Annotated in this window: 12 protein-coding genes; 2 read left to right on the plus strand and 10 right to left on the minus strand. The window is 55.6% G+C overall.

The genetic code is table 11. The features are described from left to right. Positions 1 to 52 precede the first annotated feature (52 nt). Positions 53 to 412 (plus strand): hypothetical protein, encoded by a 360-nt coding sequence (locus FGQ86_RS07450; protein WP_033126226.1) that lies wholly within the window; start codon positions 53 to 55, stop codon positions 410 to 412. On the opposite strand, the gene dnaB is transcribed toward FGQ86_RS07450, so the two are convergent. From dnaB to FGQ86_RS07475, 5 genes are all read right to left on the minus strand, one after another. Beyond that, entirely contained in the window at positions 395 to 1735 is a 1341-nt protein-coding gene (dnaB, locus tag FGQ86_RS07455) for a replicative DNA helicase (RefSeq protein WP_033126264.1), read from the minus strand. The two genes, FGQ86_RS07450 and dnaB, sit on opposite strands and share 18 nt — an antisense overlap. 13 nt (positions 1736 to 1748) lie before the next feature. Next, positions 1749 to 2198: a 50S ribosomal protein L9 gene (gene rplI, locus FGQ86_RS07460; RefSeq protein WP_033126225.1), complete on the minus strand. Its 450-nt coding sequence runs from the start codon at positions 2196 to 2198 to the stop codon at positions 1749 to 1751. Next, positions 2199 to 4259 carry a DHH family phosphoesterase gene (locus tag FGQ86_RS07465; protein WP_033126224.1) on the minus strand — a complete coding sequence of 687 codons (2061 nt, stop codon included), beginning with the start codon at positions 4257 to 4259 and terminating at the stop codon, positions 2199 to 2201. Positions 4260 to 4409: 150 nt separating this feature from the next. After that, positions 4410 to 5426, minus strand: a complete 1017-nt coding sequence (gene galE, locus FGQ86_RS07470; RefSeq protein ID WP_033126223.1) for a UDP-glucose 4-epimerase GalE — start codon at positions 5424 to 5426, stop codon at positions 4410 to 4412. Positions 5427 to 5551: 125 nt separating this feature from the next. Continuing rightward, positions 5552 to 6478 (minus strand): sugar phosphate nucleotidyltransferase, encoded by a 927-nt coding sequence (locus FGQ86_RS07475; protein WP_138303351.1) that lies wholly within the window; start codon positions 6476 to 6478, stop codon positions 5552 to 5554. A 187-nt stretch (positions 6479 to 6665) separates the two neighbouring features. On the opposite strand from FGQ86_RS07475, the gene FGQ86_RS07480 reads away from it, so the two are divergent. Continuing rightward, the gene (locus FGQ86_RS07480; RefSeq protein ID WP_033126263.1) at positions 6666 to 7586 is read left to right on the plus strand and encodes a helix-turn-helix domain-containing protein; all 921 of its coding nucleotides are present in this window, start codon (positions 6666 to 6668) and stop codon (positions 7584 to 7586) included. Between the two features lie 35 nt (positions 7587 to 7621). Here FGQ86_RS07480 and murD read toward each other — a convergent pair whose 3' ends face one another. The 5 genes from murD to FGQ86_RS07505 form a co-directional block, all read right to left on the minus strand. Beyond that, positions 7622 to 9046, minus strand: coding sequence for a UDP-N-acetylmuramoyl-L-alanine--D-glutamate ligase (murD, locus tag FGQ86_RS07485; protein WP_138303352.1), 1425 nt, complete (start codon positions 9044 to 9046; stop codon positions 7622 to 7624). 16 nt (positions 9047 to 9062) lie between these two features. Then, on the minus strand, positions 9063 to 10433 hold the full coding sequence (locus FGQ86_RS07490) for a hypothetical protein (RefSeq protein WP_138303353.1): 1371 nt from the start codon (positions 10431 to 10433) through the stop codon (positions 9063 to 9065). Between the two features lie 106 nt (positions 10434 to 10539). Beyond that, a complete protein-coding gene (locus FGQ86_RS07495; RefSeq protein ID WP_076780247.1) occupies positions 10540 to 12018 on the minus strand; it encodes a sulfatase-like hydrolase/transferase in 1479 nt (492 codons plus the stop codon). Between the two features lie 4 nt (positions 12019 to 12022). Continuing rightward, complete coding sequence (locus tag FGQ86_RS07500; protein WP_076780244.1) at positions 12023 to 12868, minus strand: aminotransferase class IV; 846 nt, start codon at positions 12866 to 12868, stop codon at positions 12023 to 12025. Further along, positions 12865 to 14205 (minus strand): D-serine ammonia-lyase, encoded by a 1341-nt coding sequence (locus tag FGQ86_RS07505; protein WP_138303354.1) that lies wholly within the window; start codon positions 14203 to 14205, stop codon positions 12865 to 12867. The genes FGQ86_RS07500 and FGQ86_RS07505 overlap by 4 nt, the downstream gene beginning before the upstream one ends. Positions 14206 to 14388: the final 183 nt, after the last annotated feature.

Genomic DNA, 14388 nt, shown 5'->3' on the forward strand with positions numbered 1-14388 from the left:
CTTGCCCACTTGGTACATGCTATACTCTCTTATGTGTAAAGGGGGTATGAATATGGGAAATGCACTGAACACTTTAAGCAGCGCAACAAAAGAAGACACAAAGCTGTATAACTGCATCAAAGAACTGTACGAGCAGGGTGTTCCCTTTGACGAGCTGAAGGCTCTCATTCCCGATATGAAGCGGACAAGGGAGCAGCTCCGCATCAAACGCATGCTGGAGAACAACAACGAAGTGCTTGCGGCCATGATCACGAAAGAAATGTCCTTCCTCCTGGACGCAAAGGAGCGGCAGGAGGAGGAACAGTTTAAAAAGCTGGACCAGCTCATCCGGCAGCAGCAGTCCTTCCGAAAAGAGACTGCCAGCCACCAGGGAGCGGCCCAGCGGTTAAAACGCCTATTCCTTCCAGGTTAGGTTCGCAAACTTTGTGTAGTCCGGCAGCCATGCCAGGTGAACGGTCCCTATGGGGCCGTTTCTTTGTTTTGCGATAATGATCTCCGCCTGGTTGGGGGTCTCTGTATCTTTGTTGTAATAATCGTCCCGGTAAATGAACATGACCACGTCCGCATCCTGCTCGATGGCTCCGGACTCACGCAGATCCGAGAGCATGGGCCTGTGGTCGGGGCGCTGCTCCACCGCACGGCTCAGCTGCGACAGGGAGATGACAGGGACATTCAGCTCCCTTGCCACGCCTTTCAGGGATCGGGAAATGTCCGAGATCTCCTGCTGTCTCGACTCAGAGCGTCCTCCTACCCGGCCGCTCATGAGCTGCAGGTAGTCGATGATGATGAGGTCCAGTCCCTGCTCCAGCTTGAACTTGCGGCACTTGGACCGGAGCTCCGAGATGGAGATACCCGGCGTATCGTCTATGATCAGGTGGGATTTTCCGATGATCCCGGCGCTCTCTATGAGCTTCTCCCAGTCGTCATCCTTCAGATTTCCTGTACGCAGGGACTGGGAGTCCACCTGGGACTCCAGGGAGAAGAGACGGTTCACAAGCTGCTCCTTTGACATCTCCAGACTGAAGATGGCCACCGTCTTGCCGCTCTTGAAGGCGGCGTGCTGGGCGATGTTCAGGACAAAGGCCGTCTTTCCCATGGAGGGCCTGGCCGCCACAAGGATGAAGTCCGAGGGCTGCAGGCCGGACAGCTTGTAATCCAGATCCAGGAACCCGGTGGGGATACCGGTCACAGTCCCCTTTGTCTTGGACGCCTTCTCGATCTTCTCCAGGGCGTTCAGCACCACTTCCTTGATGGGCACATAGTCTCCGGTGCCCCGCTTCTGGGCCAGCTCGAAAATATTTTTCTCCGCCGTCTCAAGGACGGCCTCCATAGGCTCGCTGCCCGCGTAGCAGGCATTAGAAATCTCATCGTTCACCTTGATGAGCTTTCTGAGCATGGATTTCTCAAACACGATCTCCGCGTAGTATTTCACATTGGCGGATGTGGGCACAGCGGCTACCAGCTCGCGGACAAACTCCAGGCTGGAGATCTCCTCCGGCACATTTTTCTCCTTCAGCCGCTCCTGCAGGGTAATCAGATCCACCGGCTTGCCTTCGTTGAAAAGCTCTGTCATGGAGTCAAAGATGACTCCGTATGAGGTCTGGTAAAAATCACTGCCGCTGATGATCTCGGAAGCGGTCATGATGGCATCCTTGTCCATCAGCATGGCGCCGACTACCGACTGCTCCGCCTCTATACTGTGGGGCGGGACACGCTTGATGAGGGCTTCCTCCATATCCGGCATCTTCCTATGCCTCCTCCACAACGATTACTGTAAGCTCTGCAGTTACCTTCGGGTGAAGCTTTACGGGCACATGGAAGGTCCCCAGGGATTTCAGCTGCTCCTTTAGCTGAACCTTCTTCTTGTCAATGTCCAGCCCCAGCTGCTCCTGGGCGGCCGCCGCGATCTCCTTGGAAGACACGGAACCGAAGGCCCTGCCGCCCTCTCCTGTCTTGATGGAGACAGTCACCTTGCTCTCTCCCAGCTTCTTTCCCAGCTCCTTTGCAGCCTCCAGCTGCTCCTGGGCGATCTTGTCCTGGTTGGCCTTGTGAAGCTTCAGGTCGTTCATATTTTTATTGTTTGCCTCCACTCCCTTCTTTGTCTTCAGAAGAAAGTTTCTTGCGTATCCGTCGTTGACTTCCACGATGTCTCCCTTTTTTCCAAGGGATTTTACGTCCTGCAGTAAAATAACTTTCATTTATAAATCTCCTTTTTCTATCATCTGGTCAATGACCCTCTTGAGGGATGTCACCGCCTCGTCCATGTTGGTGTGGTCAAACTGGGCTCCGGACGCGTTCATATGTCCGCCTCCTCCCAGCTTCTCCATGATCACCTGCACATTGACCTCATCAATGGACCTGGCGCTGACGTAGATCCTTCCGTTGTAGACCGTCAGCACAAAGGTGGCCTTGATGCCGTCGATGTCCAGAAGCTCGTTGGCCGCCTGGGCGCCGATGATGGTGGGGCTCTCTATATGGAGATTCTCTCCCCTGGCGATGGCAAATCTGTCTCTGTAGACCTCCGCGCTGCTGATAATGCCGGCCTTGGCCTGGTAGGACTTCATGTCGTCCCGCAGCATCTTCCGGACAAAGGGAATGTCCGCTCCGCAGCGGCGCAGGAAGGCGGCCGCCTCAAAGGTGCGCACGCCGGTCTTGTTCATAAAGTTGTTTGTATCGATGACAATGCCCGCGTACAGGCTGTTGGCCTCCACGGCGGGGATCTTCACATCGTCCGTAATATACTGGAGCACCTCGGACACCATCTCGCAGGCCGAGGAGGCGTAGGGCTCGATATAGGACAGCAGGGCATTGTCAATATTGTCGCTGCTCTGCCTGTGGTGGTCGAAGACCACGATGGTGCGGGTCATGCCCAGAAGCTCGGGACACTCTGTCATGCCCGGCCGGTTGGTATCCACCACAATGACCATGGAGGTGTCATCGATCATCTCCTTGGCCTCCCCGGAGGTGACAAACATATCCTCCGGGTAGGAGGGATGCTCCACAAACTCCTCATACAGGGGCCGGATGGTGGCCGACACGTCGTTGATGACAATGTGTGCCTTTTTCTCCAGCGCCGCGGCAGCCCGGTAGATGCCGATGGCCGCCCCGAAGGAGTCCATGTCCGTCATCCTGTGCCCCATGACAAGGATCGTGTCGTTCACGGTGATGAACTCCCGGAGAGCCTCCGCCTTCACCCTTGCCTTCACCCGGGTGTTCTTGGAGGTCTGCTCCCTCTTGCCGCCGTAGTAGGTAATGCCGTTGCAGTCCTTGATGACCGCCTGGTCGCCGCCCCTGGCAAGGGCCAGGTCGATAGCCGCCCGGGCGTAGGTGTAGCTCTGCACGTAGGCGTTCTTGCTCAGTCCCAGGCCGATGCTCAGGGTGGCCGGGATACTGTTGCCGATGTTGATGGCCTTCACGTCCTCGAGGAGGGAGAAGCGGTCCGCCTCCAGCTCCTTGAAACAGGATTTTTTCATGACGATAAAATATTTATCTGTCTCCATCTTCTTGACAATACCGTCCAGACGCGCGATATACTGGTTGATCTTCCTGTCGATGAGAGCCACCAGAAGACTCTGGCGCACCTCCTCCACGCTGTCGATCATCTCGTCGTAGTTGTCGATGTAGATGAGCCCCGCCACGAGGCGCTGCTCCTCATTCTGCCGCAGCGCGGTGTTCAGCTCGGTCACGTCGGACAGATAGACGGCGATAAAATACTCCTTCTCCTCCGGCATGTCCAGCAGCCGCTCGGAGTCGCTGAACCCCTCCACGGACACCTTGCGCAGCTCCGCCCGGTACTCCTTATCGTGGTAGTAGACCTCCATCTCCACGATCTGATCCTCTTCCTTGGGGAAAATGCTCCGGTTCAGCTCAGGTATATACCTGCTCAGCACCGCCTCCCCCTTCAGCTTGCTGCCCAGTATCTCCCGGAACTGGTCGTTCATCCACATGAGACGGCCATCCTCCAGCAGGAGAGCGTAGGGCACTGCCAGCTTTTTCAGAAGCGTATTCTGTATGATGCCGTACTGCGCCGCAAAGTCCACCAGATCCTTCATGACAAGGGACTTGTTGTAGAAATACATAACCCCCACGATCACAATGTAAATCAGGACAAAGATCAGCATGAGAAGCCCCGCCTTCCTGTCCAGGCGGTAGATCCACACATTCATGGCGATCAGCAGGATCGTCATGAACGCCGGCCACTGCATATAGAGCTTCAGCTGTCCCTTCAGGCGCACATTTTGTTTTGCTTTCTTCTTCATATTCGTTCCCTCGAAAAAACTAAAAAGCTGCTCACCGTATTATAGCACTTTTCCGCGGAAAAGAAAAGAGAAAAGGCAGGGAGGAGCCTTCTGACGGCCCGCGTCCCTGCCTGTGTGTCCTGCTGTGTCTTATGTCCTGTCCTTTTCAGCTTATTTCTCGTATCCGTTGGGGTTCTGTGACTGCCATCTCCATGTGTCCTCGCACATCTCGTCCAGCCCTCTCTCGGCCTTCCAGCCGAGCACTCTGGCCGCCTTGGATGGATCTGCGTAGCACATAGCGATATCTCCCGCCCGGCGGGGCTTGATCTCATAGGGGATCTCCTTGCCGCAGGCCTTGGAGAAGGCCTTCACCATATCCAGGACGGAGTAGCCCTGTCCGGTTCCCAGATTGATGACATCCAGTCCCGGGTTGGTGAAGATGTAGTTGATGGCCTTCACGTGTCCGATGGCCAGATCCACTACGTGGATGTAGTCTCTCACTCCGGTTCCGTCCGGCGTATCGTAGTCGTCTCCGAACACGCCCAGCTTCTCCAGCTTGCCCACTGCCACCTGTGAGATGTAGGGCATCAGGTTGTTGGGGATGCCCTTCGGATCCTCACCGATGCGGCCGCTCTTGTGAGCTCCCACCGGGTTGAAGTAGCGCAGGAGGATCACGTTCCAGGAGGGATCCGCCTTCTGTACATCCGACATGATCTGCTCCATCATGGATTTTGTCCAGCCGTAAGGATTGGTGCACTGTCCCTTGGGGCACTCCTCCGTGATGGGCATCTCCTCCGGACTTCCGTATACCGTAGCGGAAGAGCTGAACACAATGTTCTTCACGCCAACCTCACGCATCACCTTCAGGAGTGTCAGCGTGCCAGCGATATTGTTCTGGTAGTACTCCAGAGGCTTCTGCACGGACTCGCCCACAGCCTTCAGGGCCGCGCAGTGAATGACCGCGTCGATCTTCTGTATCTTGAACATCTCAAGGAGCGCTTCCTCGTCCTGCACATCCCCCTCGTAAAAACGGATCTTCTTGCCCGTCAGCTCCTCCACTCTCTTGATGGACTCCTTGGAAGAATTGCACAGATTGTCGTATACAACCACGTCATATCCCTCGTTCAGCAGCTCCAGAGCCGTGTGGCTTCCGATGTAGCCGGCTCCTCCTGTGATTAAAATCGTCATGATGGTCTCCTCCTTTTTGGATCTGTTTTCCTGTGTCTACTGTAATTATAGTTTGGACAGCCCGCAATTTCTATAATAATAGTGGCTGAAACTATAAAAATATTGCGGATTTTCTTGTGTACTTTTTACCTCTGCTCCCACAGATGCTGGGGGTACACGCCCTCGTCCTTCAGCTTCTGGATGGCGGCCATGACTACCGGCTTGTCCTCCTTATAGGTGACGCCGTACCATTTGTCAGCGGAGTGGAGCACAGCCACGGTGGCCTTGTCCTGTCCGATCAGGTCACTGACCACAGAGGGAAGGAAGTACTCGCACTTCATGGGGTTGCTCTTCAGCCCCTCCTCCAGGAAGGCCGGAAAGCCCTTGCGGATCTCCTCCAGGATACTCCTTGTAAATCCCCACATATTCATGGAGACGGTTGTGTCCGCGGGCACGGATACCCATGTCTCCCCGTCATCCTCAGAGTAGGCGATGCCGCCGTCCCGCTTCTCGATGCGTGTCCTCTCGTGGATGCCTGTCAGCTCTCCCGCCGCGTTCATGTCGCACAGTCCCCTGGCCACATGGCCGTTGTCCGTCACTGTGTTGCCGAGCTGGTATCCCACCATGGTGTAGCGGTATTTCTCATCGTCCTCGTGGGTGGCCAGGTAGTCGTAGATCACCTGGAAGGCCTCTTTTCCATAGTAGTCGTCCGCGTTGATGACGGCGAAGGGCCCGTCGATCAGGTCAATGGCGGAGAGGACAGCGTGAGCGGTTCCCCACGGCTTCACTCTCCCCTCCGGCACCTCAAAGCCCTCCGGGATATTGTGGAGATCCTGGTAGGCGTACTCCACCTCCATGATCTGGCTCATGCGGTTGCCCACAGACTCCTTGAAGTCCTTCTCGATCTCCTTCTTTATAATGAAGATCACCTTCTCAAATCCGGCTCTCTTCGCGTCGTACATGGAGAAATCCATGATAATGTGTCCCTCATTGTCCACCGGGTCAATCTGCTTGAGTCCGCCGTAGCGGCTTCCCATTCCTGCCGCCATGATCACTAATACTGGTTTTTTCATCTCTTTCATATCCTTTCTGAATATTTCTGATGTTCTCAATTTCTACGCTTATTGTAGTATAAATGTGCCAAAAAATCTTTATCCTATTTTGTGATTGATTTGTACAATCTGCATTTTCTTTTTGCTTTTTCTGCAAAATTGGGCTATGATAAGCATAAGGTTAAAAACAGGAAAGGGGGAGTGTGCCGTGCCCTATATTGGGATCGACCTGAAAGACTCCATCACCGTGGGAAAGCTGTACAGCATCCACTATTTTGAATACATGAGCGACTTTAAATTTCCTGGGGAGTCCCACGACTTCTGGGAGTTTATCTGCGTGGACAAGGGGGACGTGGCCGTCACCGGGGGAGACAGGCAGATGATCCTGAACCGGGGCGAGGTGGCCTTCCACCAGCCCGGGGAGTTCCACACCGTCCAGGCCACGGGCCACAGCGCCCCCAACCTGGTGGTCATCTCCTTCCAGTGCGACAGCCCGGCCATGGACTTTTTCCGCGAGAAGGTCCTCCAGGTGGACGAGACGGAGCGCAACCTCCTGGCGGATATCGTCATCGAGGCCCGGCACTGCTTTGACTGCCGGCTGGACGACCCCTATCTCCAGAACATGCCCCAGAAGGAGGCAGAGCAGTTCGGGGCGGAGCAGCTCATCCGCCTCTACCTGGAGCACTTCCTGATCCATCTGCTGCGCCGCTGCTCCCAGCCCATCCCCCTGGTGAAATCAGCCCTCCGGCCCCAGCCCCAGAAGGCCACCAAGAAAAAGAGCGACATCGAGCTCTTCAACCGGGTGGTGGACTACCTGGAGGCCCACCTGGGGGGCCACGTCACCATCGAGCAGGTGTGCCGTGAAAATCTCATCGGCCGCTCCCAGCTCCAGAAGATTTTCCGGGAGCAGAGCGGTCTTGGCATCATCGAGTACTTTTCTCTCATGAAGGTCAACGCGGCCAAGCAGCTCATCCGGACAAACAAGATGAATTTCACCCAGATCTCCGAGCAGCTGGGCTACACCTCCATCCACTACTTCTCCCGGCAGTTCAAGAAAGTCACAGGCATGACTCCCTCGGAGTATGCCTCCTCCATAAAGGCAATGGCGGACGGGGATTTCAAACCGTAAGGTCCGGAATCCCCGTCCGTCTTTTTCCGATCCGGTCAGCGGGCCGCCTGCCGGCCCTCCTGCCCGAAAATATATTGTCTGAAATACTCTCCGCGCTCTTCAAAATTTTTGAATATCCCGTAGCTGGCGGCCGCCGGCGACAGCACGCAGGCGCCGCCCTCCTCCCCCAGCTCCCTGGCCAGGTCCACAGCCTCCTCCAGGTGCTCTGTCAGCGCCAGCCTTCCGCTGGCAAACAGGGTGGGATACTTTTCTTTGATCTCCCTGTAAATCCTCTTTCCCGTGGCCTCCATGAGGATGATGTGGCGCACGCTGCTGCCCGTCAGATACTCCTCCAGCTGGCTGTAATCCACGCCCCGGTCCATCCCGCCGATCAGGATGCTGTCCACATTCTTCACGCTCTCCAGAGCCTGGATGGTGGTCTCCCCGATGGTGGAGATGGAGTCGTCGTAGAAGCGCAGTCCCTCCTTCACGCCAAGGTACTGGAGCCTGTGGGGGAGGGTCTGGAAAGTGCGCAGCGCCTTCAGGAATTTCTCGTCTGTCACCGAAAACTCTTTGCAGATCCCGTACACCACGCCAATGTCAAAGTAGTTGTGTCTTCCGAACAGGGACAATCCTTCCTCCGGAAGGCGCAGGCCGCTTCCTCTGTACCGCACGGCGTTGTCTGCCACCTCGATGTCCCCTCTGCCCTGGGCCTTCTCTCCCTCCGGCACCATGACAGCGGAGATGATCTCGCCCCGGCAGGGCACGCAGGCACTCTCCCTGCCCGCTCCTTCGATCTCCTTCCCTGGCAACACATCCACATTGCAGAAGAGGATGTCTCCCTCCTTCTGCCAGGCGTAGATGTTCTGCTTGGCCCGGACGTACTTCGCCATGGTTCCGTAGTGGTCCAGATGCTCCTCGTACAGATTGAGAAGGACGGCGATGCGGGGGGACACCCGGATATGCTCCAGCTGATGGCAGGAGAGCTCCAGCACGATGACCTCACCGGGCATGATATCCTCCGCAATGTCAAACACCGGAATACCGATATTTCCTGCCAGCACCGTGTCCTCCCCTGTCTCCTTCAGGATATGGTACAGAAGGGAGGACGTGGTGCTCTTTCCCTTGGTCCCTGTGATCCCCACGATCTGTTCCCGGAACCGCTCGATAAAGAGCTCTGTCTGGGAGACAAACCGGCACCGGTAGACCTGCGGATCTTCCGGCAGGACGATCCCCGGCGTCTTGAACACAATGTCAAAGGAATTAAGAAGCTCCTTGTCCATGTAGTGCTCCCCGGTGTAGAGGTCGATCCGGTTCCCCCCAGCCTCCTTTGACGGGTCCACCTCTCTTAAGTCCGACACGGCCAGGGTCTCCCAGCCGCCGGCTTTGCAGACCAGCCGCAGGCTGGATCTTCCCTCTCTTCCAAATCCCAGGATCAGCACTTTCTTACCTTCTATCGTCTGACGTATCTTCTTCAGCATCCTTTTGTCTCCCCCTTTATAAACACTTTTCCTTTATCAGAGCAAGACAGGACGGCGGCAGAAGATTTTCCCCGTCAAAGTAAGTAAAGAAACGTCTGTTTTCCGGGTCCTCTTTCCTGTAAAGGCCGGAATTTTTATAGTATGCAAAAAGCTCCGGCAGAGCCTGTCCTTCTTTTTCCAGTTTGTCAATGGTGAGGGATACGGCTGCGTTCACCTCATCCCTGCTGCCCACGCACTCAAAGGGCTTCTCCTTCTCCATCCCGGTGAGCTTGCGGAAATCCTCCAGCATATCCGGGTCATCCAGCATGTCCCGCCCGAAGATGGCGATGACCTCCTCCCGGGAGAGGAAGGGAGACAGGATCAGGCAGACAAAGAGACACTTGGGACAGTGTCCGCACCACTTGTCCTCCTTGCTGCCAGCGTTGCAGCTGCGGAAAATGTCGTGGAACTGGCGGCACCGGGCAAAATACCGGGCGATCTGAAATTCGCTTAAAGGACGCAGCATACTGAAATAGTAAGTCCCGCTTCCTATATGCGCCGCCTCATAGTCGTGGAAGGCCTTCTCAAAGCGGAAGCTCTTGGAGTACTGGTGGTTCACGGTGCTCCCCTCCACCGTACTCTCATTGGCACTGGACTCGTTGGACAGAGCAATGTACCTCAGCCCACTCATGTAGGCTGCTATTGTAGAAGAAAAAGCCACAATGGCGGAGTAGGGCGTATGCCCGTTTAAATAGCCCCGGCGGTTCAGCTCCAGCATGTTCTTGTCCAGGGTCCGCTTTACAGTCACCAGCTGGTCTTCACCATATCCGGCTCTCTCCACCGTCTTTAAGGTAGCGCCCCGGGGATTGATGATATAGCAGCAGTTCTTTTCCTTCTCCCCTTCCAGAAGAGACAGGGTCACAGCCGAGTCTTTGCCGCCTCCCACAGGGATCAGGAAGCCTTCCGCCTCCCGGCTCAGAGGCTGCTCAGCCCCCTCGACATCTCCGCCCAGAGACCGGATCTCCATAAAGTCCTCCTGGTTCTCCTGGATGCCGTTTGTATAGTAAAATTCTCCAAGCCCGTTAAAATACAGATCCTTCCACCATTCACACTGCTCCTCTGTCAGGCTTCCCGCCTCCACCTTGACCACAGGGGGGCAGGCTGTCTTCCAGTAGCTGATCAGCTCCACCATGCCCAGGGAGAAGACCAGCTTCTGAAATGTGCCGTTCTCCTTTAAGCACCTCTGCTCTCCCCGCTTCTTCGGGAACTCCCAGGTGGGGTGAAAGGAGGCAAGCCCGGGGATCTCAAAATCATAGACGATCCCCACCTTGTCTGCACTCTCTTCTATCTCATATCCGCGATAAATAAATTCCGGATGTTCTTTTCTCAGTTCTGTATATGAATACATACATGCACCTTCCTCGTCATTTTTTCTTTGTATATCTTATCTCATTTTGCCCCTTTTCTCAAGTCATTCCGGGCAGTTGACAGGAGGTTTTGCGCGCATCCGTTCTCTATTTTCTGCGAACCAGGCTGTCCGGCTCCAGGCCAGTGTTGTAGTCAAGCTGCGGCACTTCGTAGTCCAGCTCTTCCCTCTGCCTGGTAAAACCTGTGTAGTCCCAAGAAGGTGCGGCTGCGTGAGTGTACCAGGGCCGCTGCTCCCACCAGTATCCTCGGAAGGGATCTCGTATCTCATTCATGTGTTCCAGCAGTCTCTTCATCATGTCGTCGCGGATGCCGGCAGTCTCTTCGTCACAGATACCGTTGTGCATTTCACCCGGATCTTTCTCCAGGTCATAAAATTCATCTTCGGACAGCAGGTTGATCACCAGCTTGTACCGCCCGTCGAAAATGCACCGGAGCGGCTGCCAGCCCCCAAAGCCGTCATGGTCGATCTCATAGCGGCCGAATTCCACAAATACATCCCGGCGGTCCGGACATTTCCCGTTCCGCACAAGAGGAAGAAGACTCTCACCCTGGAGCATCATCGGCTTCTGGAAGCCGAAGAAATCCCACACAGTGGCAGCCACATCGATGTGGGACACCGGCGTGTCTATCTCCCCGGATCCCTGCCCCCACAGGATAAAGGGGATGTGGGCAATCTCCTCGTAGGCTGCAGGCCCTTTTGCGTAGAGACAGTGGGACTGGGCCATATCTCCGTGGTCGCTTGTATAGAGAAGCGTAAAGTCATCCCCCAGGATCTCCCTGGCAGCCCCGGCCACCCGGCCGATCTCACTGTCCACAAAACTGTTGCACCCGAAAAGCTCCTTCATGCGGATGGTGAGGGCGTCTCTGTCCTGGTGTCTGCGGGGTCCGCTCCAGGCCTGCTGGTGGGGCGGTTTCTCTTCCAGCGTATCCCACACGTTTTCTTTTTTGGGCAGGCAGAAATCCTCATACATACTGGCAAAAGGTTCCGGGCACAGGGACGGGTCATGGGGCTCATCGTAGCTGAGAACCAAGAAAAAGTCCTCGTCTTTGTGCTTCCTGATATAGTCGATGGCCCGCTGGGAACAGCGGTAGGCATAGGTCTTCTCAAGAGGCCATGACTCTCTGTACATCGTCTGGCTGTCCCTGGACTTTCTGCGATCCTCCTCCGACAGTTCATCCAGATAATTGCGCATGTCGTACCAGTAATCCGGGTCCCACCCCTCGGGACACACGCCAAGTCCAAAGTAATCGCCTCCGTCCAGATGCCATTTTCCCACATACCCTGTGGCAATCCCCTTGTCGGACAGGCGCTGGCCGATGGTCTTTACATTGTCCCCAAGTGCCAGGGAATTGGCGTAGGAACCATTGACACAGGGATACTGGCCGGTGAACAGGGCGCTCCTGGCCGGACCACACACAGGCTGCACGGTGTACGCCTTGTTAAACTTTACTCCCTCCCTGGCCAGCGCATCCAGACAGGGGGTTGAGATCCCCGCATTCTCATAGCAGCTGACCATATCCAGCCGCTGCGTGTCTGTCATAATCATAATAAATTGTTTCCGCATATCCTTACTCCTCTTTTGTCGCTTCATAGAATTCTTCCAGAAGGGCTGTCCGGAGCTTTTCTAGAAGTTCCCGGTTCTTCCCTCCCACCGGCCTGCCGTCAATCTCATCCGCATGCAGGCAGAGATTGCTGGAGCTGGTCACAATGACTTCCTGGGCGCTGAACAGGTCTTCCAGCGTGTAGGGTGTCTCGCTGACCGGGATTCCCAGTCTCTCGCACATCCTGATCAGATGAGCTCTCGCGATCCCCGGAAGGATCAGGTTGTCTGCCGGCGCTGTCACCAACTTCCCATCCCTGATAATGTGCACATTGCTGTGGGCACACTCTGTCACTCGTCCGCCCGGCCTGTAGAAGACCGCCTCCTGGCATCCTGCTTTTCGCGCCTTCTCTGATGCCATGCAGGAAGGGATCAGGTTCAGCGTCTTGATATTGCAGTGTAAAAAGCGGGTGTCCTCTGTGGTGATCAGCTTGATGGGCTTCTCCCCGTCTGAGATCTCCGCAGGCCGCAGCGTGATCCACAGATTTCCGGGGCCCTCGGTAAATACATGATTGCGTATCCCTGTTCCCCGTGTCACCTGATAGTAGACAAACAGGTTGCCCGTGTCCATCTTGTTCACCATCTCCTGGAGGATCTCTTTCAGCTCCTCTTTTGTCACCGGTACCTGGATATCCAGCAGCCCTGCGCTGTTGAAAAACCGGTCCACGTGCTCGTCAATAGCAAAGATCTTATAGTTCCTGGCCGGCCCCGCATCGTAGACGCCATCCCCGAACCAGCACACCCTGTCGTTCATAGGAACCGTCATCTCCTCCAGCTCGCCATATTTTCCGTTATAGTAGCCTAATGTTTTCATGGTCTCTTCTCCTCTGCTTTTTTCACATATTCTGCCCTCACATCCGCAGGAACAAGGGAGCCGCCTGTGGCCCAGACAAGGTGCGCCGCCTGTTCCATCCTCTCCTCAAGTCCCTGCTCCTTGAGATAAGCCCGACAGACCTCCTCTTTTTCTATCCTGGCCGGCCCCGCAAAAGCCGCGCAGGAGCTGGGCTCTATAAAGATCCCTTCCCGGTCCAGCAGTTCTTTCATATACACATAGAGCCGGTCATCCTGTACCGTCACCTCACCGCTCAGCAGGTGTTCCACTGTCTTGCCCACAAACTTTGACGGTCTTCCCACAGCCAGCCCGTCCGCCTCTGTCATGCCGGAAAGGCCGATATCTTGGACGCAGATCTCATTGTGAAGGCCTGTAGTCATGCCAAGGATCATGCAGCAGGCCTGGATAGGCTCCGCATAAAAGACATGCACGTGATCCCCGTAGATCAGCTTCAGGCCAAAAGTGATCCCTCCCGGCGCGCCGCCCACTCCGCAGGGAATGTAAACAAAGAGCGGATGCTCCCCGTCCACTTTGACACCTGCCGCCTCCAGCTGTCTCTGCAGCCGCAGCGCAGACACCGCGTAGCCCAGAAACAGGCTGACAGAATTTTCATCGTCCACAAAATAGCTGGCAGAATCTCTCATGGCCTCCTCCCGGCCCTTTTTCACCGCCGCTCCGTAGTCCCCGGCATACTCGATGACCTGTACGCCCTTTGAGCGGAGCAGGTCTTTTTTCCACTGCTTCGCATCCTGGGACATGTGGACGTACACCCTGAATCCCAAGACCGCGCTGATGATCCCAATGGACAGGCCCAGATTACCGGTGGATCCTACATGCACGGCATACTGAGAAAAAAATTCCCGGAAGGGCTCCCGGGCAAAGACTTCATAACTCTGCCCTTCCTCCAGCATGCCTTCCCTGATGGCCAGCTCCTCTGCATGTTTCAGGATCTCATAGATCCCGCCCCGGGCTTTCACCGAGCCGGCCACTGCCAGGTCCGAATCCATCTTCAAAAGGAGCCTCCCCTTAAGACCGGCTCCGTGCTTTTCATTCAGCCCGTCCTTCATCTTCTCTGTCTCCCGGATGGGGGACTCGATGAGGCCACCGTCCTTCTCCGTCTCCGGGAAGGCCCGGCGGATAAAGGGCGCAAACCTCTCCAGCCGCGCCTCGGCATCCCGCACATCCTCCATAGTCAGATCGATCTTTCTCATAGCCTCCTCTGTACTCTCAAGCAGCGGGTTGATCCAGGTCACTTCCTCTGCTTTCCGCAAGCTCCCCACGATGGGGGCTTTCTCTTCCAAAACATCTGTGCTTATCATGTTCTCCCCTCCTTTTACGTTTTCTTTCATTATAGATGCTGGAGCCTCTACGCACAACCAGCTCCACGAAATTCTATAGGAATAAAAGAGCGGCAGATGGAATTTCCATCTGCCGCCCGGCATTTCACCCTACAGATTAGTCCTGAATGTATAGCATACGCCTTTTTTCCCCGTAAATCCTGT

The sequence above is a fragment of the Clostridium sp. BSD2780061688st1 H5 genome, assembly GCF_005845155.1.
Taxonomy (GTDB): Bacteria; Bacillota; Clostridia; order Lachnospirales; family Lachnospiraceae; genus Claveliimonas; species Claveliimonas intestinigallinarum.